We start from the raw sequence: 22,805 nt of genomic DNA on the forward strand, positions 1-22,805 counted from the left end.
GGCTCCACCTGGCCGCCCCAATGCACGCGGCGGCCTGGCTGAGTTCTCTGGGCCCCCGAAGTCGGCGGCAGCTGCCGCCGGCATGTATATGTATGGACAGCTGCGCCTCCTCCGCTGGCCGATCCACGCCATTTCCGAGCATTTCAGTGCCGTGCTCGCTACCGGATAGACCGGCGTTACCACCTCCGGGAATCTTGCATACATTTTGGCGATGATGCTTGCCGCGCCTCGCCGCAATCTCTACCCATTGGCTTCGAGCCGCCTCAGAGCGGCCGGAACGCGTGGGAGGTCACATGAAGAATTTTACGAAAGCCGCTGTCGCGGCGGTGGCGCTGCTCGCCTCGGCCGGCGCGTCATGGGCGTTCCCCGATCGCCCGGTTCAGCTGATCGTGCCCTGGGCCGCCGGCGGCGGCATGGATTCGGTCATGCGCATCTTCGCGAACGGACTCGAGGCCGAACTCAAGCAGCCGGTCAATGTCATCAACCGCACCGGCGGCGGCGGCCTCACCGGCCATACCTTCATCGCCACCGCCCAGCCGGACGGCTACACGATCGGCGGCGCCAGCCCCGAGATCTCGTTCTACAAGAGCCTCGGCCTCGGCGATCTGACGCCCGAGAGCATGGACCTGTTCTCCCGCGTCTCGCTGATCCCAGCCGGCATCACCGTCAAGGCCGACAGCCCGTACAAGACCGTGGCCGACTATCTCAAGGCGGCGAAGGACAATCCGAAAGGCACGATGCTCGCCTCGGGCACCGGCGTCGGCGGCTCCTGGCATATCGCCTCCGGCGGCATCCTCAAGGCCGCCGGAATCGCGCCGGACGCGGTGAAATGGGTGCCGAGCAATGGCGGCGCGCCCGCCCTGCAGGACCTCGTCGCCGGCGGCATCACTGCCTTCACCGGCTCGCCGATCGAGGCCAAGGCGATGCTCGATGCCGGCCGCGTCCGCACCATCCTGCTGATGACCAACGAGCGCCATCCCAACTTCCCGGACGTCCCCAGCGCCAAGGAAGTCGGGCTCGACTGGACCTATGAGAACTGGTTCGCGCTCGCCGCCCCCAAGGGCGTCCCGGCCGAACGCCGCAAGATCCTGTTCGACGCCGCCCAGCGCACGATGCAGCGCGAGGATGTTCGCAAGGGCATGATGGACCGCGGCATCACCCCGGTCTGGGACAAGCCCGGCGAGTTCGAGACCTATGTGAAGGCCTTCACCGAGCGCGGCAACGCCGTGCTGAAGGATCTCGGGCTGACGAAGAACTGAGGCCGCGCCTTCGGGGCGGCTCGCGCCGCCTCGATCTTCGCGTCTGTGGCGATTTGGAAGTGAGGCCGGCCTCCGCCGAGGTCGGCCTTTTTTTGCGACCGGGGGCGTCTTAGACCGTGACCTGTGTGCCGACCTCGACCACGCGTCCGGTCGGGATCTGGAAGAAGCTCGTCGCGTCGGTCGCGCTCTTGGTCAGGCTGATATAGAGCTTGTCCTGCCAGATCGGCATGCCCGATTGCGGCGAGGCCTTGATCGAGCGACGCGACAGGAAGAACGAGGTCGACATGATGTCGAACTTGAAGCCCTGCTTGCGCAGCATGGCGAGCCCCTTCGGCACGTTCGGGCTCTCCATATAGCCATAGACCATCTCGACCCGCCAGAAATCGTCCGTGATGCGCGAGAGGCGCACCCGCTCCTCCTCGGGCACGCGCGGCGTATCGGCCGAGCGCACGGTCAGGATGACGTTGCGCTCATGCAGCACCTTGTTGTGCTTGAGATTATGCAGCAGCGAGGCCGGCGCGGTCTCGGGATCGCTGGTCAGGAACACCGCCATGCCCTTGACCCGATAGGGCGGGCTCTTCGAGAGCATGCCGACCAGTTCGAGCAGCGGCACGTCGGTCTTTCGGGTCTTGTCGAACAGGATCTTGGTGCCGCGCACCCAGGTCGCCATCAGCACGACCAGCATGACCGCCAGCATCACCGGCACATAGCCGCCGCTGAGCAGCTTCAGCATATTGGCCGAGAAGAAGGCGACATCGATGATCAGGAACGGGCCGATCACCGCCGCGGTCGCCGCTGTGCTCCAGCGCCAGCCCTTGCTGATCACGATCCAGGCCAGCAGCGAATCGACCACCATCGCCCCGAAGACCGAAATGCCGTAGGCGTGCGACAGGTTCGACGAGGTCCGGAAGCTCCAGACCAGGATCAGCACCACCACCAGCAGGATCGTGTTGATACGCGGGATATAGATCTGGCCCGAGGTCTGCTCCGACGTGTGCCTGATCTCGAGGCGCGGCAGCAGGCCGAGCTGGATCGCCTGGCGGGTCAGCGAATAGGCGCCGGTGATGACCGCCTGGCTGGCGATGATCGTCGCCACGGTCGCCATGATCACCAGCGGCAGGATCAGACCTTCCGGAGCGAGCTTGTAGAACGGATTGTCGATCGCGCTCGGGTCCGAGAGGATCAGCGCGCCCTGGCCGAGATAATTTAGCCAGAGCGACGGGAAGACCAGATAGAGCCAGGCCGAGCGGATCGGTCCCCGGCCGAAATGGCCCATATCGGCATAGAGCGCTTCCGCCCCGGTGACCGCGAGGCAGACCGAGCCGAGCACCGCCAGCGAGAGGCCGGGATGCGCGTAGAAGAAGTGCAGGCCGTGATAGGGGTTGATCGATGAGAAGACGCTAAGATCGTCGGCGATGTGGTAGATGCCGAGCCCGCCGAGCGTCAGGAACCAGATCAGCATGATCGGCCCGAAGAAATTGGCGACGCTCGCCGTGCCGCGGCTCTGCACCAGGAACAGCGCGAGCAGGATCGCGGTCGCGATCCAGAGCACGTAGCCATCGAAATAGGGCGTGACGAGCTTGAGGCCTTCGACCGCCGACAGAACCGAGATCGCCGGCGTGATCACCGCATCGCCATAGAACAGGGCGGCGCCGGCCATGCCGAGGAAGAGCACGAAGCCGCCGCGCATGCGCCCGAGCGCGCGCTGCGCCAGCGCGACCAGCGTCAGCGTGCCGCCCTCCCCGTTATTATCGGCCCGCAGCAGCAGCACGACATATTTCAGCGTCACGACCGCGACGAGCGACCACAGGATGAGCGAGAGCACGCCGATGACGACGCTGCGCGGCAGTGGACCGGTCAGGGCCACTTCTGCCCCGCCGCCATGGCCGCCGGCGGCCGCGCCGGTCGCCGCCAGCACGGTCTCGCGCAATGCATAGAGGGGGCTCGTGCCGATATCGCCATAGACGACGCCGAGCGCGCCGAGCGCGAGCGCGGCATAGCTCGCGGTCGAATGCCCGTGCTGAACGCCATGCCCGCCGTCGAGACCGAAACGGGAATCCCCCGTGCCAGCGGCCGGCGGATTCGGGTGGTCATGCCCCATCATGGCTCTCCACGGATGCTGCGGCGCAGCGAAAGGCCGGGGCCTCTAACACAAGCCCGGCGGCACGCAAAGGTGCATGCACGCCGAACCTGCAACGCATGACCGATTATTCGGCGGCATCGGCGCGCAGACCGTAACGCCGCTCGATATAATCGTTGACCATCGTCTTGAACTCGCCGGCGATCCCCGCTCCGCGCAAGGTCGCGACCTTCTTGCCGTCGACGAAGACGGGCGCCGTCGGTGCCTCGCCGGTGCCCGGCAAGGAAATGCCGATATCGGCATGTTTCGACTCGCCCGGCCCGTTCACGATGCAGCCCATCACCGCGACATTGAGCGCTTCCACGCCGGGATAGCGCGTCTTCCATTCCGGCATCGATGTCGAAATCCAGCTCTGGATGTCGCGCGCCAGTTCCTGGAACACGGTCGAGGTCGTGCGCCCGCAGCCCGGACAGGCCGCGACCAGCGGCACGAAGGCACGGAAGCCCATGGTCTGGAGCAATTCCTGCGAGGCCTTGACCTCGAGCGTACGGTCACCGCCGGGCCCCGGCGTCAGCGAATAGCGGATCGTGTCGCCGATGCCTTCCTGCAGCAGGATGCCGAGCGCCGCCGAGGAGGCGACCAGCCCCTTCGAGCCCATGCCGGCCTCGGTCAGGCCGAGATGGATGGCATAGTCGGCGCGGGCGGCCAGCATGCGGTAGACGGCGATCAGGTCCTGCACGCCCGAGACCTTGGCCGAGAGAATGATCTTGTCCTTGCCGAGCCCGATCTCCTCGGCGCGCACGGCCGAGAGCAGGGCCGACTGCACCATCGCCTCGCGCATCACCGCGCGCGCATCGAGCGGCTTCTCGGAGACGGCATTCACGTCCATCAGCGCCGTCAGCAGCTCCTGGTCGAGCGAGCCCCAATTGGCGCCGATCCGGACCGCCTTGTCGTGCTTGATGGCGAGCTCGATGATCTGGCCGAACTGCCGGTCCTTCTTGTCCTTGAAGCCGACATTGCCCGGGTTGATCCGGTATTTCGCCAGCGCTTCGGCGCAGGCCGGATGGTCGGCGAGCAGCTTGTGGCCGATATAGTGGAAATCGCCGATCAGCGGCACGTCGACGCCGATCCTGTCGAGTCGCTCGCGAATATGGGGCACGGCTGCCGCCGCCTCGTCGCGGTCGACCGTGATGCGCACCAGCTCCGAGCCCGCCCGCGCCAGCGCCGCGACCTGCTTCACGGTCTCCCCGACATCGGCCGTGTCGGTATTGGTCATCGACTGCACCACGATCGGCGCGCCGCCGCCGACTTCGACGCCGCCGACCTTGACCGGCACGGTAAGTCGGCGCGGCTGCGGCCCGGCGATTTCGGCAAGAGCTGCCGGCAGGACGGCTTCAGTCATGGGTAGCAGCGCTCCGGCAATGGTCGCAGCGGCCGACGATCTCGACCACCTGATGCGAGGGCGAAAATTGCCGCCCTTGCGCGATCGCCGCCACGGCCTTGCGCATGGCGGGCGATGAATCCTCGTCGACGCCGCCGCAGGCCTCGCAGATCAGGAAGGCGACGACCTCGTCGGCGCCATGCCCGTGCAGGCAGGCGATATAGGCATTGCGCGAGCTCAGCCGATGCACGAAGCCCTGCTCGACCAGGAAATCGAGCGCGCGATAGATCGAGATCGGCGCGAGCCGGCGCCCGCCCGGCGGCGAGATGCGATCAGCGAGATCATAGGCGCCCACCGGCTTGTGATCGGCATGGAGCGCTTCCAGCGCCTGGCGGCGAATCGGCGTCAGGCGCAGGCCACGCTCGCGGCAGACGCGCTCGGCCCGCGCCAGAGCCTCGGCGGCATGCTCCTGATGCTCGTGCGCGTGGCGGCATGAGCCGGCGTCATGGCTATCGTGCGCGTGGGCGAGTGGCTGCATTCTGGTCATTTTGCGTTGCAATAGCACAGTAAGCGGCGTTTCGTGACAATGATAACGTCGCAGATGCTACCCGCGCGCTATCTAAGCACTTTCTCCGGCAATGTCAGGAGCCTTGACGCTGATGTTCCTCAAAGACCGCACCGCCCTCGTCACCGGCTCGACCTCCGGGATCGGCCTCGCCTATGCCCGCGCCCTCGCCAAGGAAGGCGCCCATCTCGTGATCAACGGCATCATGCCCCCCGCCGATGCCGAGGCGCTGCGAACCGGGCTCGAGAAGGAATTCGGCATCAAGGCCCTGTTCTCGCCCGCCGACATGACCAAGCCGACCGAGATCGCCGCCATGGTCGCCGAGGCCGAGAAGGCCTTCGGCGCCATCGACATCCTGGTCAACAACGCCGGCATCCAGCATGTCGCGCCGATCGACGAATTCCCGATCGAGAAATGGGACCAGATCATCGCGATCAACCTGTCCTCGGCCTTCCACACCACCCGCGCCGCCCTGCCGAAGATGAAGGCCAAGGGCTGGGGCCGCATCATCAACACCGCCTCGGCGCATGCCTTCGTCGCTTCGCCCTTCAAGTCGGCCTATGTCTCGGCCAAGCACGGAATCGCCGGCTTGACCAAGACGGTGGCGCTCGAAGTCGCGACCCATGGCATCACCGTCAACGCCATCGCGCCCGGCTATGTCTGGACACCGCTGGTCGAGAAGCAGATCCCCGACACGATGAAGGCGCGCGGCCTCACCAAGGAGCAGGTCATCAACGACGTGCTGCTCGAGGCCCAGCCGACCAAGGAATTCGTCACGGTCGACCAGGTCGCGGCGCTCGCCGTCTTCCTCTGCACCGATTCGGCCAAGTCGATCACCGGCGCCACCCTGCCGATGGATGGTGGCTGGACGGCCGCGTGACCGGACGGCGCAGCAAGCGCGGCGCGCGCGTCGTCCCGGGCCTGGCCGGCCCGAAGGCGGAGAAGCGCGTCTCGCTGGCGCTCCAGGGCGGCGGCGCCCATGGCGCCTTCACCTGGGGCGTGCTCGACGCGATCCTGGAGGACGGGCGCCTCGCCATCGAGGCGCTCTCCGGCACCAGCGCCGGCGCGATGAACGCGGTGGTCCTGAGCGAGGGCTGGCTCGAAGGCGGCATCGACGGCGCCCGAACCGCGCTGGAGACCTTCTGGCGCCGCATCAGCGTCGACGGCAAATATGGCGGCTCGGAGCGCTCGCTGATCGACACCATGCTTGGCGCCTGGGGCGGCAGCAACGTGCCTCCGGCCCTGCTCTGGTTCGAGATGTTCTCGAAGGTCGCGAGCCCCTATGACGTCAACCCGCTCAACATCAATCCGCTGCGCGGCGTGATCGCGGACCTGATCGATTTCGACAAGGTCCGCGCCTGCCGGGCCGTCAAGCTCTTCATCGCCGCCACCAATGTCCGCACCGGCAAGATCAAGGTCTTCCGGGACGAGGAGCTGACCGCCGACCACCTGATGGCCTCGGCCTGCCTGCCGATGCTGTTCCAGGCGGTCGAGATCGGCGGCGAGGCCTATTGGGACGGCGGCTACATGGGCAATCCGGCCCTGTTCCCGCTCTTCTACGAGACCCATTGCGACGACGTGATGCTGGTGCAGATCAACCCGCTCCAGCGCAGGGAATTGCCGACCAATGCCCGCGCCATCCAGGACCGGCTGAACGAGATCACCTTCAACGCCTCGCTGCTGCGTGAATTGCGCGCCATCGCCTTCGTCAACCGCCTGATCGATGCCGGCAAATTGCCGAAGGACGAGTACAAGCGCGTGCTGATGCACCGCATCGATGGCGGCCCCCCGCTCGCCGAACTCACCAGCTCGACCCGCATGAACGCCGAATGGGATTTCCTGCTGCGCCTGCGCGACATGGGCCGGCACGCGGCGAGGCGTTGGCTGAAGCGGAACTACGACGCGATCGGCGTGCAGGGGACCCTCGATGTGCAGGAGGCGATTTCCTAGAGCATTTTCGAGCGAAGTGGACCCCGGTTCGCGTGAAGAAAATGCGTCCAAACAAATAGCTAGAGGATTTCCGCGATTCGAAGAAACGCGGAAATGCGCTAGGCGGGAGGCTGTCTGTCGCGAACCTGAGAAGCCTGGAGTGCGTGCCTATCGGGCGCCGACGCTTCGGCACCAATCCTCCAAGCTCTCCCGCACCTTCACGACGGGCTCGGCATCGCGCCGGAACGCCCACCAGACGAGTGTCCCCTGCCACAGGCCCAGCATCTGCCAGCCGAGCGCAGTGCCACGCTCGGCGTCATCGCAGAGCCGGCGCCCGAGCGCATCCGCCAGGCGCGCGCCCCATTCAGCGCCCCGCGCCCGCAGGACGGGGTTGCGAATGTCCTCGCGCAGCAGGAGCAGCCCGTCAGTGAAATCATACTCGGCGCGGCCTGAATTCGTCAGGCGCAACAGCAGCTCGATCGCCCCGGCGGAATCGGGCAAGGTATCCGCGTCGGCAGCGGCGGTCGTTTCGTCGAGCTGGTCCCACGCCCGTAGGAGGACAGCCTCCACCATTCCGACACGGGTCCCAAAGCGCTGCACCAGGGTCGCCGCGGCAAGGCCGGTCGCCTGCGACGCTTTGGCGAAGGACAGGTCCGAAGGGCCGTGCTCCCTCACGGCGGCCAGGAGCCTGTCGAGCAATTGCCCGTCGGAAATTGTCTTGCCTCGGCTCATGGGATAATTATAAATGAACATTCATTTATAATCAAACGGAACGGCGATGGCCAAGATCCTCGGCTATATTGCAGCGAGCGTCGATGGCTTCATCGCCACGCCGGACGACAGCCTCGACTGGCTTTTCAAGTATGAGGGCATGGACCTCGGCGAGGACGATTATCGCCTCTTCCTGAAGCGCATCCGCACCGTGGTCATGGGCCGCAGGACCTACGATTTCATCATGCAGGACCCCGGGCCCTGGCCCTACGGCGAACAGAGGGCGATCATCGTCACCTCCCGGCCGATCATCGCTCCGAAGGGGCCACTCGAAACCCGAGGCGATATCGACTCGTTGATCGCCGAACTGCGCAGTCTCGACGATGGGGACGTCTGGATGCTCGGCGGAGGCCAACTGCAAATGGCCTTCATGGAGCGCGGCGCGCTTGATGAGATCGAGATCTACGTCATGCCGGAATTGATCGGCGGCGGCAGACCGCTGTTTCCGCCGACCGGTTTCCGGGCAAGCCCGAGGCTCCTTAGCGCGCGGGCTTTGGAGCGGGGCTGCGTCCGACTTCACTACGCGCTCTCCACCGCCAGCACGGACTAGCGGAGATTGGGCTGACATCGCACAAGATGCCAGCCCACTCCCTCAGCCGACTGCAGGTACAGGAAGGCGGAGGCGGCCTCGCGGGCGCGACGCTGGGCTTCCTCGGGCGTCGGCGGATCGGCGAGGCGAAGCAGCAGCCCGAGCATCAGGTCGCCCCAGAGCAGGGCCAGGAATCGCATGGTCATTTCGACGGGATCTCCACTCAGGAGGCCGCGCGCCTGCGCCGTCCCGAGCAGGGCGGCCAGTTCCTTCCGGGCCGCCGCCCGCCCGATCGAGTCGAGCGCCTGCGCGATCTCCGGCGCCCGTTCGGCCTCGGCGATCGCCAGCCGGAAGACACCGACGACCACGGGATCGCTGACCTCGCGCAAGAGCCTCTCCCCAAACGCCGTCAATGCGGCCGCGAGGCTCGCGCGGTCATCGGGCTCGGGCATGTCGGCCAGCGGACGCATGCGGCCGGATCGTTCGGTGATGCAGGCGGCCAGCATGTCCTGCTTGTTGCCGACCAGCGCATAGAGCTCGCGCTTCGATACGCGCGCGCGGGTCGCGATCTCCAGCATGCTCGTCTGCGCATAGCCCTGCGCGCTGAAGGTTGCGAAGGCGGCTTCGAGAATGCGCGCCCGGGCAGATCCGCCATCTGCTCCCGCCGCTCCGGATCCTGCCGCCAAACGCTCCTCCTTGACTCTGGTACCAACTGGTACCAAGCTTATAGCGATGGATATCTTCAAGTTCCATCACCGGTGCTGACGGGGATAATCCTGACGGGAGACGCGCATGTCACCATCGACCATTCTCCAGATCCAGCTCATCCTCGGCTATCTGCCCTGGCTGCTCATCCTGGGCGCCTATGTGCTGCCGCGGATGAAGTCGCTGGACCACGCCCAGGCGCAGCGCGCCATCGCCACCCTGCACAGTTTCCGCTTCTTCGGCCTGGTCTTCATCGTGCCGGGTGTCGTCGGACCGGATCTGCCCACCGGCTTTGCGGCATCCGCCGCCTATGGCGATTTCGCCACCGGCCTGCTGGCGATGCTGGCGCTGATGAGCTTTCGGGTCCGTCCCCTGTTCTGGTTCTTCGTTGCCGTATTCAATCTCGTGGGAGCCGCCGATCTCCTCACCAACTACTATCACGGCGTCCAGTTCGGCCTTCCGGAACGGGCCGGGCAGCTGGCGGCGGCCTACTGGATTCCGATCCTCTACGTGCCCGCTCTGATGATCACGCATGTCCTGGCGTTTTATTTGCTGGTGCGGTCCCTGCGCGGGAGGGGGCATTCCGAGACCGCGCACACCACGGCTCGGGCTGTTGCCAGCTAACCACCGTCGGCTGAGAGAGCCCAGACCGTGCTCTTCTTGATCTCGGCATCCTCGAGCGAGCGTGTCACCGGCACCTGGTAGGTCGCGACTTCGACAAGCCTGTCCTTCGGTAGATAGCTCCGTCCGGGATCGCCGATCAGCACCTGCGCGCCGCGCGCGACCAGGCCGGAGAGCCAGGCGACCACGCTCTCCGCCATGGCCCGCTCGTAGCAGACATCGCCGGCGCAGATCACCTCCCAGCCCTCGTCCCGCCCGATCAGGTCGTCGAGCCTCGCGGTAATGGAAACATCGTTGACCGCGGCGTTGAGCTGCATCGCCTCGGCCGCGAAGGCATCGATATCGCAAGCCTCGACCTGCGCCGCGCCAGCCTTCGCCGCGGCGATCGCCACCAGTCCCGAGCCACTGGCGAAATCGAGCACGCGCCTGCCGCGCACGAATTCTGGATGGTCGAGGATATAGCGCGCCAGCGCCTGCCCGCCGGCCCAGGCGAAGGCCCAGAAGGGGGGCGGCAGGCCGATCGTGGCGAGCTCGTCTTCGGTCTTCTGCCAAAGCTCGGTCGCCTCCTCGGCGACATGCAGGCTGATCTCGGGCGCGTGCGGCGCCGGCAAAAGACGCGTATGCGCGAGGATGAAGCCGCGCCGGTCGAGCACCGCCTCCCCGCTCATGCCGCGATATCCGCGCTCGGCTTCGTCAGCAGCGAGCGGTAGAGCGCCTTCACCGCATCCATGACGTCGCGCTCGGTATGGCCGTCGAGCAGGCGGTTGCGGGCGCTCTGGCCCATGCGCTCGACCAGCCCGGGCGCCCCGGCCAGCACGACCAGCGCCTTGGCGAGGGCCGCCGGATCATCCGGCGGCACGACCATGCCGTCCTGCCCCTCACGCACGAAGCTGCGGCAGCCGGGAACGTCTGTGGTCAGGATCGCGCGCCCGGAGGACGCCGCCTCCAGGATCGTCCGCGGCAGGCCCTCGCCGCCGCGCGAGGGCAGGCAGCACAGATGATGCGCCCGCCAGACACCCTCGATATTGCGTGTCGGCCCGGCCCAGGTGATGCCCGGCCGCGCCGCCCAGTCGCGCAAGGTCGCCTCCGGGATCGCCTTTGGATTGGAGGGGTCGGGCGCGCCATGGATGGTCAGCTCGACCTTCGCGCCCTGCACGCGCGCCAGCCTGACGGCCTCGACCGCGAGATCGACACCCTTCGACCAGAGCATGCGCGCCACCAGCGCGACCTTGAGCGGCGGCGCCGGCGGCATCGGCTCCGGCATCAGCACCAGCGGATCGACCCCGGCACCGCCGACCAGCGCGACCTTGGCCTTGTCCTGCGGATCGAGCCCCAGCATCACCGGATCGTCGGGGTTCTCGAACAGGAAGCGCACCTGCGGCCCGTCGATCGCCTCGCGCAGCCAGAGCTTCGCCGCGAACCGGGCCGCCGCCGCTGCCTTATCCTGCCTGGCGCCGAGGAAGCCGAGGCCCGTCAGGGCGTAGACGCGCCGGTCGATCCCGGCGAGCTTGCCGGCGAGCCCGGCAAGCGCGATCGGCTTCAGCGCGATGCAATGCAGGATATCCGGCCGTTCGGCCTCGATCAGCCGCTTCAACGCCCTGACCTGATGAAAGAGCGCCTTGGGCGACAGGCTGCGCCGCTCGGCCTCGAGCGCGATCAGACGCGCGCCTGCCGCTTCGATGACGCGGCGATGCTGGCGTTCGCGCGCGATCACGGCGACGTCGAAATCCATCTCCCGCGCCGCACGCGCCATCGGCAGGAAATGCGAGGCGAAGAACCAGTCCTCGGTGGCGACGAAGAGAAGTTTTGGGCGGCGCATGATGCGCCGACATCAGGCTGATGCGGGCGCGAAGGTCAAGCGGTTGCCCTCGATCTCCGCTGCGCGCCCTGCTCAGACAGCGCCCACAGACTCACCGGTAAGTGGACGCGACAGATAGCGCACGGTCTTGCTGCCGCCATGGATCGCGGCTGCACCGACTTCGACGAAGCCGAGATTGGCATGGAAAGCGTCCGAGCCGGGATTGGGCGGGTCGGAATTGACTTCGCAAACGACCCGATCGTGCCCGGCGCGAGCGGCCTGCTTGAACAGGTCGAGATAGAGCCGGCGCGCATGGCCGCGCCCGCGCGCGGCAGCTGCGACGACGATGCGATCGACATAGACGAAGCGCGGATAGCGCGAGCGGAACCACAGGAAGTTCGGGCTGTCGTAATCGGCATCCTGGTCGAACGCGAGGAGCAGAGCCTCGTCCGCGCCGATGCGCTTGGCGAGAAAGGCCTCGGCTACGAGATGCCGCAGCCGGTCCGGCTCGAGCCAGGACAGTTCCACGGCATGGGTATTGTTGAGCGCAAGCAGCGCCTCGCTCGACGCCGTCGATTCGAGCAGCTCCGCCACGGTGAGCTGCACCAGATCGCCACTCACGCCATCGCCTCCCGGGGTTCTTTCGGCCTCAGCTCGATAACCTAGTGATGCGGCGTTTCCTTTATCCGCGGCAGGAACCAGGCGAGCAGGCCGATCGCCGGCAGGAACGAGCAGATCCGGTAGATCGTCTCGAGGCCGAGCTGATCGGTGAATTCGCCGAGCAGCGCGGCCGCCACGCCACCGAGGCCGAAGGAGAGGCCGTAAAAGAAGCCGCCGACGAGGCCGGTCCGGCCTGGCAAGAGCTCCAGCGCATAGATCAGGATGGCGGAAAAGGCGCTCGACATGATCATGTTGATGATGACCGTCAGAACGCCCGTCCAGAACAGATCGGCATAGGGCAGCACAAGCGTGAAGGGCAGCGCACCCAGGATCGAGAACCAGATGATCTTGTTGCGGCCGATCCTGTCCCCGAGCATGCCGCCGAACACCGCCCCGGCCGCCGAGGCGCCGAGGAACAGGAAGAGCATTACCTGCGAGGTCTGCACGGAGACCTCGAACCTCTCGATCAGGTAGAAGGTGTAGAACGAGCTGAAGCTCGCCGAATAGGCATTCTTCGAGAACAGCAGCACGATCAGGATCGCGACCGGCAGCGCGACATTACCGAGCTTGCGCGCTTGTTGCGGGATTGCCGCTCCGGAACTCGCCCTGGCGGCGGCTTGGCGCTTGCCGATCAGTGCATGCTGCGCGGCGGTCCATGTCATCAGCACCATCGCGATCAGCGCTGCCGCAGAGAACCACGCGATGCTGCCCTGCCCGTTCGGCACGATGATGAAGGCCGCGAGCAGCGGCCCGAGCGCGCCACCCGACTGGCCGCCGAGCTGGAACAGGCCCTGGGCGAAGCCGTGCCGCCCGCCGGAAGCGCTGCGCGCCATCCGCGTCGCCTCGGGATGGAAGATCGAGGAGCCGATGCCGACGCAGGCCGCCGAAAGCAGCAGCAGCGCGTAGCTGCCGGCAAAGGCGAGGCCAAGCAGCCCGGCCAGCGAGAAGCCCATGCCGATGACCATCGAATAGGGCATCGGGTTCTTGTCGGTATAGAGCCCGACCAGCGGCTGCAGCAGCGAGGCCGCGACCTGGAAGGTCAGCGTGATCAGCCCGATCTGCCCGAAATCGAGCCCATAGGCGCCCTTGATGATCGGGTACACCGCCGGGATCAGCGACTGGATCATGTCGTTGAGCAGGTGCGTGACGCTGAGCGCGATCAGCACCGGCATGGCGGCACGGCGGGCGACCCCGACCGGCATGGTCACGTTCATCGCAATCCGACTTCTGCTTCGGCTAAACAGTCTCTCTCCCTAATGCATGACGACCGGCCGAACAATTTTGCTGGCATGCTTGGAGAGCAATACGGAGGGCTGTTCGGCGCCGATATTCGAAAGCCGAACCACGCGCTGTCAAAACGCATCCGGCCCTCCGGGTGGGGCCGGAGGACCGGATCGGTGAGTCTGCGGGAACCGCTCAGTAGACGCTGCAGACCCTGCGGTAGCCGATCACTTCGCCGTAGCGGTTGAAGCGCTCGACCAGATCGCAGCGGCGCACCGGCACGTCCTCATAGACCGGCTCGGCATAGGCGCTGCCGGCCGAGGCCGCGATCAGGCCGCCGACGGCGAGCGCTCCGACGATGCCGGCACCGACGCCCCAATGCGCGCCGCGGTAACGCGGGCGAGCCTCGGCGCCGCCGGCGCTGGCGAGGATGGCGGTGCCGAGGGTGAGGGCGGCGAGGGCGGCGGTCACGCTCTTCTTGGAGGCGGTCATCGTCTGAACTCCGGTTCGGTGGGAGCGAACCACTCGCCCTCCATGCCCATTGGTCGCGGCAAGTCCGGAGTTGGTTCAAAGCGACTACGAAAAAATTCTGGAACGGTGGAGAGACCGTTCGAGAATTCGCTGGCGTGAGTCGATCGGCGCGGCCGTCGAGAACCGGAGCACAGCGGACATTGGTCCGTGAGCACCGGAAGCGCAGACCGCCGCGTCGAGCGGCCACGCCAGTAGAATTCGCGAATGGGCTCTCAGCGCGCCGCCGAGACCGGCAGTGCCCGCGCCAGCGCGCCTTGCGCGTCGATGCGCCCGGCGCCGAAGACCGGATCCTTGCCCTTCACGCCGAGATCAATGGCGCTCTCTGCCAGCAGCTTGCGCACGCCGTCGGGGTCAAGATCCGGCCGCTTCTCCAGCACCAGGGCAACAAGCCCCGACACATGCGCCGCCGCGATCGAGGTGCCCGACGAGAAGGCGTAGCGTCCGGCCGGCTCGGCCGCGAGCACGTCGACGCCCGGCGCGGCCAGCGCAACATAATCGCCGCGATTGGCTTGTGCGAACGGCTTGTCGTCAGCATCGGTCGCGGTCACCGCGATGACGCTGGCATCGGCACCCGGATAGAGCGGCGCGGCCTTGGCCCCACCATTGCCGGCAGCCGCGACCGCAATGACGCCCCTCGCCTTCGCCCCCGCGAGCGAACGCGACAGCAGCCGGTCCTGCGGCCCGGCGAAGCTGAGATTGAGGACGCGCGCGCCCTGCCCCACCGCCCAGTCGAGAGAGGCGAGGATGTGGAAGGTCGTACCGCTCGCCGACGCCGGTCCCGCCGTGCCGGCAAAGGCCCGCGCTGCCAGGAGCCGCGCCGCCGGCGCCACGCCCTGCAATCGCGCCTGCGCCAGGATCGCCGCGGCCATCGCCGTGCCATGCGCATGTGGCTGCGGTGGCGCCTCGCCTTCGAGTGCGTCGAAGGAGCTGACGACGACGCCCTGCAGTTCGGCATGGTTGAGGTCTGCGGCGGAATCGATCACCGCCACCTTGATCGCCGCGCCGCGCGCGATCTTATGGACATCGTCGAGATGCAGCTTCTCGACGACATATTGTTGCTGCCGCTCGCGACCGGCCGCCGCCGACGGTGCCTCCTTCGGCCTGACCGGGCTGAGGACCAGAGAGGGCTGCGATGTCACGCTCACGGCCGTGCTTCCGCCTATCGGTCGCTGCTCCTGCTGCAGTTCATATGTGTAGTTCGGCTGGGCGCTGGTGATGCGTGGATCGAGCGCCATTTCCATCAGCACCGCCCGCACATTGCGGCCGTCGTTGATCCTGATGCGGGCGATCGTGACACCCGCCAGCTCGAAGCGGCGACTTTCGATCAGCGTCGCGCGATAGGAGCTCAGCACGTCGGAGCCCTGTACGCCCGGCGCCAGCTCGAACAGGATCTCGTCATTGACCAGCCGCTGCTCGGTGGTCGGCGGTATCGAGATCGGCGGCGGTCCGGACGGGGGCAGCACCATGCTGCGTGGGGGCGTCATCGTGGCATCCGGAGCCGCCGTACCCGTGCCCCCACGACCTGACCGGGTCTGCTGCGCGTCCTGCGGCGACCCGCCACGATGGTCCTGCGCCGCGGTGTTGGGCAGGTCATAGCCGATCATAAGCAGCACCAGTCCGGCGGAACCGGCAAGGCGGGCCAGGCGTTTTGGTCGAGCGATCCGAATGTCGCGAGCCATGACGTTTTTCCCGTCTCTGTCGAAGCTACCAGAGAAGCGCCTCGATGGCCATTCACGGCGCCGGGGCGACGAAGCCGATGATCTCGCCCTCGTTCTTCATCCTCGCTGCGATGGCGTCGACCTGTGCCGGGGTCAGCGAAGCATCGCCGACGCGAACCTTGAAATAGCCGTTGGCGCGGGGCCCGTCGACCACGGCGGCATCATAGCGCTTGAAGAAAGCGGCGATGTCACCGGCCCTGGCTTCTGGCTTGAAGCTCAGCAGAACATAGCGCTCCGAGGCCTGTGCGCCCGACGTGGACGCGGTCTGAAAGCCGCCACCGCCCCCGCGCAGGACGAAGCCGGTCAGCGCCGCGCCCTGGATCGCGATCAGCGCCAGCGCCGCCGCGCTGGCATAGGCGAGCCGGCGAGGCGGCTGCGCGGCGAGCAACTGCCCGAGCCAGGTCAGGAAGCCGCCGCGCGCTCGCATCAGCAGCGTCGTCTGCTGCGGCTCAGCCTCGATCTGCGTCATCAGCCTGTCGAGGACACGCGGCGAGGGAGCCCCGAGGCTCTCGTTGAGCAGCGCCGTCTCGGCCATGTCCTCGCGGATGATCTCGAGCCGCGTGACGAGCTCGGGATCATCGGCGAGAGCTTTCTCGACCCGAACCTTGTCGGGCGCAGAGATGCGGCCATTGGCGTAGAAGGGCAGCAGTTCCTCTATGGCCACGCGCTGCGGGTCGTTCGCGATTGTATCAGTCATGACGCGCCTCCCGGAGCGATGCATAGCGAGAAATCAGGGCCAGCCCCGATCGATGCCGGCAGATTTGAGCAATTCGCCCAGCTTCTTGCGGGCATGAAAGAGCCTGGTCTTGACCGTGCTCTCGGGGATGCCGACGATCCGCGCCGCCTCCTCGACCGAGCTCTCGTGATAATAGACGAGGTCGATGACCTCGCGGTGCTCGACAGTGAGCTTGCCGAGGCAGGCACGGATGGCCAGACCCTTGTCCTGCTTCTGCAGCACGATCTCCGGATCGTCGGCCTCGTCCTCGATCGTCTCGGCGAACCCGTCGTCGAGCCCGGCCTCGCGTCGCTTGCGCAGCAGCGAATAGGCCTTGTTGCGGGTGATGGCGAGCAGCCAGGTCGAGACGGAGGAACGCGCCTCGAACCGGCCGGCCTGCCGCCAGAGATCCATGAAGACGTCACTGATCACATCCTCCGCCATCGTCTCGTCGCGGACGAGCCGCAGCGCGAAACGGTAGACATGCACCTGGTGCCGCGAGAACAGCACCTTCATGGCGAGCCGGTCGCCGGAGGCGATGCGCTTGACGAGATCGTCGTCGGTTTCGGTATGCATCGCCCCTGGCCCGGCAGGCCGGTTCACTGCTTTGTCGCAGCGAGCACGGCCGAGGTTCAATCGGCGCGAAGATTAATCGCTCGCGCGGTTTGCGCCAGTGCCTCCTTCAACCGGGGCCCCGCGAAATCGAGGAAGGCGCGCAGCTTCAGCGGCAGGAGACCGCGCCCGGCATAGACCAGGCTGACCGGCCGGGGCGGCGGCTCGAATTCCTCCAGAAGCAATGCGAGCCTGCCGGACGCAACGGCATCCGCCGCCTGGTAGGAGAGAACGCTGGTGACGCCAACGCCCTCCGTCGCCGCATCGATCGCGGCCTCGGCCGTGTTGACGGTCAGGCGCGGACGGATCGGCACGGAGATCTCCGACTTGCCGGCGCCGAAGCGCCAGATATCGGGTGAGGCCAACCCCTCGAAACTGATGATGTCGTGGCCGGCGAGATCGGCAGGCCGGTTCGGGCGGCCGCGTGCCGCCAGATAATCCGGGCTGGCGCAGACGACGCGACGCACCGCACCGACCCGCACGGCGACCATGCTGCTATCGGGCAATTCGCCGATGCGGACGCCGAGATCGACATGGTCCTCCAGCAGATGCACCACCCGATCGGCCAGCGATAGCCGCACCTCGATCTCGGGATAGGCACGCAGGAACGCCGCGATCACGGGCAGCACGTGCAGCCGGCCGAACACGATCGGCGCGGTGATCACCAACTCGCCGCGCGGAGCGCTGTATTCACCTGCAGCGGCGCGCTCCGCCTCGCCGACCTCCTCCAGGATACGCCGGCAAGCCGCGAGATAGGAGCGGCCGGCTTCGGTCAGCGAGAGCTGCCGGCTCGATCGCACAAGCAAACGGGTCCCGAGATGGCTCTCCAGCTCCGTCATCTTCCGGCTGACCGTCGTCAGCGGCATGCCCAGGCGGCGCCCGGCCGCCGAGAGGCTGCCGGCCTCGGTCACGGCGGCAAAGACCGACATCGCCTCGAACCGATCCATGTTGGCCTTCCGAAATTCGGTAGGATGCCTGCCAATCCTACCGGCTTACACCGCAATTCGGAAAGACCTACATCGCGTAGTATCAACAAGCAGCTCAGCTCGGTTCGAAACCTGTCCCGCCTCGTCGCCACGAGACGAGCTGTTCCGCACCGAGATCGGGTTTCCACGCGTCAGCGCCCCTAGGGCGACTTGAGCATCCCTTCCGACGGCCGGACAGCGTCCCGGCTGCCCCGAGATCATCAGGAGGCAAACATGACCGCGCTCCCCGCCTATGCGAGCGACGTCGCCTTCACGCCCACCGTCAAGGCCTACCAGAGCCGACGTGGCTCGCGCGCCGGCTATGCGGGGCAAGAGAAACGTGGCGGCTGGCAGACCACGATCACGCCTGATCTCGCTGGATTCATCGCGGCGCAGACCAGCGCCTTCCTCGCCACCGCCAATGCCGAGGGGCAGCCTTATATCCAGCATCGCGGCGGCCCCGCCGGCTTCCTGCATGTGCTCGACGAGAAGACGATCGCCTTCGCCGACTATGCCGGCAACAGGCAGTACATCACGCTCGGCAATCTCGCGGATAATCCCAAGGCGCATCTCTTCCTGATCGACTACGCCCATCGCCAGCGGGTCAAGATCTGGGGCGAGGCCAGGGTCGTGGAAGGCGATGCGGAACTGCTGGCGAAGCTGATGCCGGAGGGCTACCGGGCGAGGCCGGAGCAGGCGATCCTGTTCACGGTCGCGGCCTGGGACGCGAACTGCCCGCAGCACATCCCCCAGCGTTTCGAGGCCGCGGATGTAAAGGCAGCGCTCGATGAGCGCGACCGGCGCATCGCCGAGCTGCAGGCGGAGATCGAGAGGTTGCGGGCGGGAGCGACGCCAGCCTGATTGCTCCTCGATGGTCTAGCGTCTTGTTATTGCATCGGCTTGTCCGAAAACCGCAAGCCACTTTTCGGGCCGATGCGCTAACCTCCGCCGCGGCGATTCCCCATGCTGGACGGGCGACGCCGGGAGGTGGCGATGGACGGCTTGCTCGACAGGATCATGGATGCGCATCGGGCGATCCGCCCACAGGTGCCGGTGACGCCGCTCGACTACAGCAGCGCACTCTCCGCCGCCCTCGGCTGCGAAGTCCTCCTCAAGGGCGAACATCTCCAGCCGACCGGCTCGTTCAAGCTGCGCGGCGCCACCAACAAGACGCGCCTGCTGAACGAGAATGAGCGCCGCGCCGGCGTCGTCACGGCCTCGACCGGCAATCACGGCCTCGCTGCCGCGCGCGCCGGCAAGCTCGCCGGCGTTCCCGTCACGGTCTATGTCGCTGCCTCCGCCTCCAGGGCCAAGACCGATGCGATCAAGGCGCTCGGAGCCGAGCTCGTCGTGATCGACGGGCCGCCGATCGAGGCCGAGATCCAGGCGCGGCGCAGCGCCGGCGAGCAGGGCAAGACCTATATCTCACCCTATAACGATATCGACATCATCGCCGGCCAGGGCACGCTCGGCGCCGAGCTGGCCGAGCAGGCGCCGGATCTCGACGCCGTCTTCATCTCGGTCGGCGGCGGCGGGCTGATCGGCGGCACCGGCACGGCGCTGAAGCGGCTCAGCCCGCAGACCCGCATCGTCGGGGTCTGGCCGGAGAACTCGCCCTGCATGCTGCGCGCGCTCGAAGCAGGCGGGATCGTCGATGTCGCGGAACGGGATACGTTGTCCGACGGCACGGCGGGCGCGATCGAGCCCGGCTCGCTCACCTTCCCGGTCTGCCAGGCGGCGATCGACGCCAAGGTGACCGTGACCGAGGCCGAGATCGCCGCCGCGATGCGCCTGGTCGCCGAGACCGACCATTGGCTTGTCGAAGGCTCGGCCGGCGTCGCTCTGGCCGGGCTCGTCAAGCAGGCCGCGGCTTGGCGCGGCCGGAAGGTCGCCGTCGTGCTCTGCGGCCGCAACATCGCACTCGAGACTTTCCTCGAGGCGATCGGCTGAGCGGGCCATCGATCAGCGGAGCTGATGGAGAAGCCAAGAGATATTCCCGCCTCTGGCGTGGCAAATGCCAGCCGTCCGGCTTATGACGGGCGCGTCCTTCCCGTCCGGCATCCGGCCGGCCCTCCCCGCAATGATGGCTTCGCTACGATGAGAAATTTCGAACTGCCCGGCCGCTCGATGGCCGTCGCCCGCCACGGCATGGCCGCGACCTCGCATCCCCAGTCGACGCTCGCAGCGGTCAATGTGCTCCAGCGCGGCGGCAATGCCATCGACGCGGCTGTCGCGGCTGTCGCGGTGCAGGGCGTGGTCGAGGCCGGCTCGACCGGCATCGGCGGCGATTGCTTCGCGCTGCTGTCGAAGGGCGGCAGCACCGATATCGTGGCCTATAATGGCTCGGGCCGCGCGCCGGCAGCGACCGACCTCACCCTGTTCGAGCAGCAGGGCATCGACAAGATCGGCCCGCAATCCGTACATTCGGTCACCATCCCCGGCGCGGTCGAGGCCTGGGCAAGGCTCGTGCGCGACCATGGCAAGCTCGATCTCGGCGAGCTGCTCCAGCCGGCGATCAAGCTGGCGCGCGAGGGCTATGCGATCACGCCGCGCACCGCCTATGATCTCGGCCAGCAGGTCGAGCATCTCAGCGCCAACGCGACGGCGCGGAAGACCTTCCTCGATGCCGACGGCAAGGCGTTCGCGGTCGGCAGCGTCCACACTCAGCCCGAGCTCGCCAATACGCTGGAGGCCATCGCCAATCACGGCCCGGACGCCTTCTACAAGGGTGCCATCGCCGACGACATGGTCGAGACGCTGCAGGGCCTCGGCGGCGTGCAGTCGCAGGCCGATTTCGCCGCCGCCAAGGGTGAATACGTCAAGCCGATCTCGACCGAGTTCCGCGGCCGCTCCGTCTTCGAATGCCCGCCCAACGGCCAGGGCATCACGGCACTCCTGATCATGAACATCCTGTCGCGCTTCAAGCCGAAGCCCGACCCGCTCGACATCGACAACCTGCATATCGAGATCGAGGCGACGCGCCTCGCCTATGCCGCGCGCAACGCCTATGTCGGCGACAACGCCAACAGCTCGCTCGCCCGGCATATGCTCTCGGACAAGCTCGCCGACGAATTGGCCGCGATGATCGACCTGAAGCACGCCGTGGCGCTGCCGGCCTATTCAGAGGTCGAGCACAAGGACACGGTCTATATCAGCGTCGTCGACAAGGACCGGAACGCCGTCTCCTTCATCAACTCGCTGTTCTCGGTCTATGGCAGCGGCATCGTCAGCAAGCGCTCGGGCGTGCTCTTCCATAATCGCGGCCAGAGCTTCTCGCTGATCCGCAACCATCCCAACCAGATCGCGCCAGGCAAGCGGCCGATGCACACGATCATCCCCGCCATGGTCGCCCATGAGGGCAAGGTCGAGCTCTCCTTCGGCGTGATGGGCGGGCACTACCAGGCGATGGGCCATGCCCATGTCCTGTCGAAGGTCTATGACCATGGCATGGACCTGCAGAGCGCGCTCGACCTGCCGCGCCTCTTCCCGCTGCCCGGCACCGCCACGGTCGAGACCGAGGAGATCCTGCGCAAGATGCATGGCGAGGAGCTGAAGCGCCGCGGCTTCGAGATCGCAGTGCGGCCGAGCCCGATCGGCGGCGGCCAGGCGGTCGCCATCGACTGGAAGAACGGCACGCTCTCCGGCGCCTCCGATTGCCGCAAGGACGGCATGGCGCTGGGTTACTGAGGCGCTTCCCCAATCGGTGCCATGGTTGCCGCACGGGCGACCATGGCGGGAGCATTTGGCGACCCGTCCCGGTCCTAGTTCCCCACCACGCCGGCGGCCTTGATCACCGGCGTCCATTTCTCGATCTCGCTGGCGACGAGGCTGCGCAGGGCGTCCGGCCCGGTCTTCGCCGGCACGACCGCGCCGATATCCTCGAGCTTCTTGCGCGTCGCCGGGTTCTTCAGGGCCGAATCGACCGCGGCCGCAAGCTTGTCGACGATCGGCTTCGGCGTGCCCTTGGGCGCGAACATCGCATTCCAGCCGGAGGCGACGAATTGCGGCATGCCGGCCTCCGCCGTGGTCGGCACGTTCGGGATCGCGGCCGAGCGCTCCGGAGTGGCGATGGCGAACGCCTTGATATTGCCGGCGATGACCTGCGGTACGGTGTGCGGGATCTGGTCGCACATGACATCGTGCACGCCGGCGACGAGGTCGTTCAGCGCCGGGCCGGAGCCGCGATAGGCCACCTGCGGCGGCCGCGCCCCGATCATCGAAGTGAAGAGCAGGCAGCTCACATGCGAGGTCGAGCCGACGCCACCATGGCCGTTGTTGAGCTTGCCGGGGTCGGCCTTGATCAGCGCGATCAACTCCTGCAGCGTGTTCACCGGCAAGGTCTTCTTGCCGAAGACAGCGATCGGCGTGTCCGAGAGCTGGCTGACATGCTCGAAATCGGTCAGTGGGTTATAGGGCAGGTTGGGATAGAGCGCCGGCGCCGCGCCATGCGTGCCCATTTGCCCGACCAGGATCGTATAGCCATCCGGCGTCGCCTTGGCGGCGCGGTTGGAGCCGGTCGTACCGCCCGCCCCGCCGATATTCTCGACGGTGAGCTGCTGGCCGAGCGTCTGGCCCATATGCTCCAGCACGATGCGAGCCACGACATCGGTGTTGCCGCCTGCCGCATAGGGCACGATCACGTTGATCGGCTTCGTCGGATAGGCTTGAGCCAGGACCTGGGTCGCAGCCGTCAATGCAGCCGCAGCCAGCATGGCTGCGAAACTGTTACGCATCCTCATCATCGT

At 66.9% G+C, this 22,805-nt stretch carries 23 protein-coding genes; 8 read left to right on the forward strand and 15 right to left on the reverse strand.

Features of this window, described 5'->3' with window-relative positions; translation table 11 throughout:
• Positions 1-293 precede the first annotated feature (293 nt).
• On the forward strand, positions 294-1,259 hold the full coding sequence (locus tag EV560_RS09740) for a Bug family tripartite tricarboxylate transporter substrate binding protein (protein WP_131855570.1): 966 nt from the start codon (positions 294-296) through the stop codon (positions 1,257-1,259).
• A gap of 109 nt (positions 1,260-1,368) precedes the next feature.
• Here EV560_RS09740 and EV560_RS09745 read toward each other — a convergent pair whose 3' ends face one another.
• From EV560_RS09745 to EV560_RS09755, 3 genes are all read right to left on the reverse strand, one after another.
• On the reverse strand, positions 1,369-3,363 hold the full coding sequence (locus tag EV560_RS09745; RefSeq protein ID WP_131855571.1) for a potassium transporter Kup: 1,995 nt from the start codon (positions 3,361-3,363) through the stop codon (positions 1,369-1,371).
• Positions 3,364-3,466: 103 nt separating this feature from the next.
• Positions 3,467-4,741, reverse strand: a complete 1,275-nt coding sequence (gene ispG / locus EV560_RS09750; RefSeq protein WP_131855572.1) for a flavodoxin-dependent (E)-4-hydroxy-3-methylbut-2-enyl-diphosphate synthase — start codon at positions 4,739-4,741, stop codon at positions 3,467-3,469.
• On the reverse strand, positions 4,734-5,258 hold the full coding sequence (locus tag EV560_RS09755) for a transcriptional repressor (protein WP_131855573.1): 525 nt from the start codon (positions 5,256-5,258) through the stop codon (positions 4,734-4,736). Before EV560_RS09755 ends, ispG begins: the two co-directional genes overlap by 8 nt.
• Before the next feature lie 121 nt (positions 5,259-5,379).
• On the opposite strand from EV560_RS09755, the gene EV560_RS09760 reads away from it, so the two are divergent.
• Positions 5,380-6,165, forward strand: coding sequence for a 3-hydroxybutyrate dehydrogenase (locus EV560_RS09760; RefSeq protein WP_131855574.1), 786 nt, complete (start codon positions 5,380-5,382; stop codon positions 6,163-6,165).
• The gene (locus EV560_RS09765) at positions 6,162-7,235 is read left to right on the forward strand and encodes a patatin-like phospholipase family protein (protein WP_207907986.1); all 1,074 of its coding nucleotides are present in this window, start codon (positions 6,162-6,164) and stop codon (positions 7,233-7,235) included. Before EV560_RS09760 ends, EV560_RS09765 begins: the two co-directional genes overlap by 4 nt.
• A gap of 147 nt (positions 7,236-7,382) precedes the next feature.
• Here EV560_RS09765 and EV560_RS09770 read toward each other — a convergent pair whose 3' ends face one another.
• Positions 7,383-7,946 carry a TetR/AcrR family transcriptional regulator gene (locus tag EV560_RS09770; RefSeq protein WP_131855575.1) on the reverse strand — a complete coding sequence of 188 codons (564 nt, stop codon included), beginning with the start codon at positions 7,944-7,946 and terminating at the stop codon, positions 7,383-7,385.
• A 46-nt stretch (positions 7,947-7,992) separates the two neighbouring features.
• Between EV560_RS09770 and EV560_RS09775 the strand changes: the two genes are divergently transcribed.
• Complete coding sequence (locus EV560_RS09775; RefSeq protein ID WP_131855576.1) at positions 7,993-8,535, forward strand: dihydrofolate reductase family protein; 543 nt, start codon at positions 7,993-7,995, stop codon at positions 8,533-8,535.
• On the opposite strand, the gene EV560_RS09780 is transcribed toward EV560_RS09775, so the two are convergent.
• Positions 8,532-9,260 carry a TetR/AcrR family transcriptional regulator gene (locus EV560_RS09780; RefSeq protein ID WP_348982207.1) on the reverse strand — a complete coding sequence of 243 codons (729 nt, stop codon included), beginning with the start codon at positions 9,258-9,260 and terminating at the stop codon, positions 8,532-8,534. The genes EV560_RS09775 and EV560_RS09780 overlap by 4 nt on opposite strands.
• A gap of 46 nt (positions 9,261-9,306) precedes the next feature.
• Between EV560_RS09780 and EV560_RS09785 the strand changes: the two genes are divergently transcribed.
• A complete protein-coding gene (locus tag EV560_RS09785; RefSeq protein WP_131855577.1) occupies positions 9,307-9,843 on the forward strand; it encodes a hypothetical protein in 537 nt (178 codons plus the stop codon).
• Here the strand turns inward: EV560_RS09785 and EV560_RS09790 are convergent.
• The 9 genes from EV560_RS09790 to EV560_RS09830 form a co-directional block, all read right to left on the reverse strand.
• A complete protein-coding gene (locus EV560_RS09790; RefSeq protein WP_131855578.1) occupies positions 9,840-10,508 on the reverse strand; it encodes a class I SAM-dependent methyltransferase in 669 nt (222 codons plus the stop codon). The two genes, EV560_RS09785 and EV560_RS09790, sit on opposite strands and share 4 nt — an antisense overlap.
• Positions 10,505-11,659 (reverse strand): glycosyltransferase family 4 protein, encoded by a 1,155-nt coding sequence (locus tag EV560_RS09795; protein ID WP_131855579.1) that lies wholly within the window; start codon positions 11,657-11,659, stop codon positions 10,505-10,507. The genes EV560_RS09790 and EV560_RS09795 overlap by 4 nt, the downstream gene beginning before the upstream one ends.
• A 72-nt stretch (positions 11,660-11,731) precedes the next feature.
• Positions 11,732-12,232: a GNAT family N-acetyltransferase gene (locus EV560_RS09800; protein ID WP_207908014.1), complete on the reverse strand. Its 501-nt coding sequence runs from the start codon at positions 12,230-12,232 to the stop codon at positions 11,732-11,734.
• 68 nt (positions 12,233-12,300) lie between these two features.
• Positions 12,301-13,512, reverse strand: coding sequence for an MFS transporter (locus tag EV560_RS09805; RefSeq protein WP_131855580.1), 1,212 nt, complete (start codon positions 13,510-13,512; stop codon positions 12,301-12,303).
• Positions 13,513-13,714: 202 nt separating this feature from the next.
• Positions 13,715-14,011 (reverse strand): hypothetical protein, encoded by a 297-nt coding sequence (locus tag EV560_RS09810; protein ID WP_131855581.1) that lies wholly within the window; start codon positions 14,009-14,011, stop codon positions 13,715-13,717.
• A gap of 251 nt (positions 14,012-14,262) precedes the next feature.
• Entirely contained in the window at positions 14,263-15,729 is a 1,467-nt protein-coding gene (locus tag EV560_RS09815; RefSeq protein WP_131855582.1) for a S8 family serine peptidase, read from the reverse strand.
• Between the two features lie 52 nt (positions 15,730-15,781).
• Complete coding sequence (locus EV560_RS09820) at positions 15,782-16,465, reverse strand: anti-sigma factor family protein (protein WP_131855583.1); 684 nt, start codon at positions 16,463-16,465, stop codon at positions 15,782-15,784.
• Between the two features lie 33 nt (positions 16,466-16,498).
• Entirely contained in the window at positions 16,499-17,059 is a 561-nt protein-coding gene (locus EV560_RS09825) for a sigma-70 family RNA polymerase sigma factor (RefSeq protein WP_131855584.1), read from the reverse strand.
• A 56-nt stretch (positions 17,060-17,115) separates the two neighbouring features.
• Entirely contained in the window at positions 17,116-18,042 is a 927-nt protein-coding gene (locus EV560_RS09830) for a LysR family transcriptional regulator (RefSeq protein WP_131855585.1), read from the reverse strand.
• A gap of 252 nt (positions 18,043-18,294) precedes the next feature.
• Here EV560_RS09830 and EV560_RS09835 point away from each other — a divergent pair, with 252 nt between their 5' ends.
• From EV560_RS09835 to ggt, 3 genes are all read left to right on the forward strand, one after another.
• Positions 18,295-18,921, forward strand: coding sequence for a pyridoxamine 5'-phosphate oxidase family protein (locus EV560_RS09835; RefSeq protein WP_131855586.1), 627 nt, complete (start codon positions 18,295-18,297; stop codon positions 18,919-18,921).
• 132 nt (positions 18,922-19,053) lie between these two features.
• Positions 19,054-20,010 (forward strand): threonine/serine dehydratase, encoded by a 957-nt coding sequence (locus EV560_RS09840; RefSeq protein ID WP_131855587.1) that lies wholly within the window; start codon positions 19,054-19,056, stop codon positions 20,008-20,010.
• Between the two features lie 147 nt (positions 20,011-20,157).
• Positions 20,158-21,747, forward strand: a complete 1,590-nt coding sequence (gene ggt / locus EV560_RS09845) for a gamma-glutamyltransferase (RefSeq protein WP_131855588.1) — start codon at positions 20,158-20,160, stop codon at positions 21,745-21,747.
• 74 nt (positions 21,748-21,821) lie between these two features.
• On the opposite strand, the gene EV560_RS09850 is transcribed toward ggt, so the two are convergent.
• On the reverse strand, positions 21,822-22,793 hold the full coding sequence (locus tag EV560_RS09850) for a tripartite tricarboxylate transporter substrate-binding protein (protein ID WP_131856185.1): 972 nt from the start codon (positions 22,791-22,793) through the stop codon (positions 21,822-21,824).
• Positions 22,794-22,805 lie beyond the last annotated feature (12 nt).

Source organism: Allobosea sp. BK604, from assembly GCF_004341515.1.
Classification (GTDB): domain Bacteria; phylum Pseudomonadota; class Alphaproteobacteria; order Rhizobiales; family Beijerinckiaceae; genus Allobosea.

What these genes read in the sequence shown, in the direction of transcription:
- EV560_RS09740 (WP_131855570.1), top strand. Translation starts at nt 294, where the DNA reads ATGAAGAATTTTACGAAAGCCGCTGTCGCGGCGGTGGCGCTGCTCGCC.
- EV560_RS09745 (WP_131855571.1), bottom strand. Translation starts at nt 3,363, where the DNA reads ATGATGGGGCATGACCACCCGAATCCGCCGGCCGCTGGCACGGGGGAT.
- ispG (WP_131855572.1), bottom strand. Translation starts at nt 4,741, where the DNA reads ATGACTGAAGCCGTCCTGCCGGCAGCTCTTGCCGAAATCGCCGGGCCG.
- EV560_RS09755 (WP_131855573.1), bottom strand. Translation starts at nt 5,258, where the DNA reads ATGCAGCCACTCGCCCACGCGCACGATAGCCATGACGCCGGCTCATGC.
- EV560_RS09760 (WP_131855574.1), top strand. Translation starts at nt 5,380, where the DNA reads ATGTTCCTCAAAGACCGCACCGCCCTCGTCACCGGCTCGACCTCCGGG.
- EV560_RS09770 (WP_131855575.1), bottom strand. Translation starts at nt 7,946, where the DNA reads ATGAGCCGAGGCAAGACAATTTCCGACGGGCAATTGCTCGACAGGCTC.
- EV560_RS09775 (WP_131855576.1), top strand. Translation starts at nt 7,993, where the DNA reads ATGGCCAAGATCCTCGGCTATATTGCAGCGAGCGTCGATGGCTTCATC.
- EV560_RS09785 (WP_131855577.1), top strand. Translation starts at nt 9,307, where the DNA reads ATGTCACCATCGACCATTCTCCAGATCCAGCTCATCCTCGGCTATCTG.
- EV560_RS09790 (WP_131855578.1), bottom strand. Translation starts at nt 10,508, where the DNA reads ATGAGCGGGGAGGCGGTGCTCGACCGGCGCGGCTTCATCCTCGCGCAT.
- EV560_RS09795 (WP_131855579.1), bottom strand. Translation starts at nt 11,659, where the DNA reads ATGCGCCGCCCAAAACTTCTCTTCGTCGCCACCGAGGACTGGTTCTTC.
- EV560_RS09805 (WP_131855580.1), bottom strand. Translation starts at nt 13,512, where the DNA reads ATGAACGTGACCATGCCGGTCGGGGTCGCCCGCCGTGCCGCCATGCCG.
- EV560_RS09810 (WP_131855581.1), bottom strand. Translation starts at nt 14,011, where the DNA reads ATGACCGCCTCCAAGAAGAGCGTGACCGCCGCCCTCGCCGCCCTCACC.
- EV560_RS09815 (WP_131855582.1), bottom strand. Translation starts at nt 15,729, where the DNA reads ATGGCTCGCGACATTCGGATCGCTCGACCAAAACGCCTGGCCCGCCTT.
- EV560_RS09820 (WP_131855583.1), bottom strand. Translation starts at nt 16,465, where the DNA reads ATGACTGATACAATCGCGAACGACCCGCAGCGCGTGGCCATAGAGGAA.
- EV560_RS09825 (WP_131855584.1), bottom strand. Translation starts at nt 17,059, where the DNA reads ATGCATACCGAAACCGACGACGATCTCGTCAAGCGCATCGCCTCCGGC.
- EV560_RS09830 (WP_131855585.1), bottom strand. Translation starts at nt 18,042, where the DNA reads ATGGATCGGTTCGAGGCGATGTCGGTCTTTGCCGCCGTGACCGAGGCC.
- EV560_RS09835 (WP_131855586.1), top strand. Translation starts at nt 18,295, where the DNA reads ATGACCGCGCTCCCCGCCTATGCGAGCGACGTCGCCTTCACGCCCACC.
- EV560_RS09840 (WP_131855587.1), top strand. Translation starts at nt 19,054, where the DNA reads ATGGACGGCTTGCTCGACAGGATCATGGATGCGCATCGGGCGATCCGC.
- ggt (WP_131855588.1), top strand. Translation starts at nt 20,158, where the DNA reads ATGAGAAATTTCGAACTGCCCGGCCGCTCGATGGCCGTCGCCCGCCAC.
- EV560_RS09850 (WP_131856185.1), bottom strand. Translation starts at nt 22,793, where the DNA reads ATGCGTAACAGTTTCGCAGCCATGCTGGCTGCGGCTGCATTGACGGCT.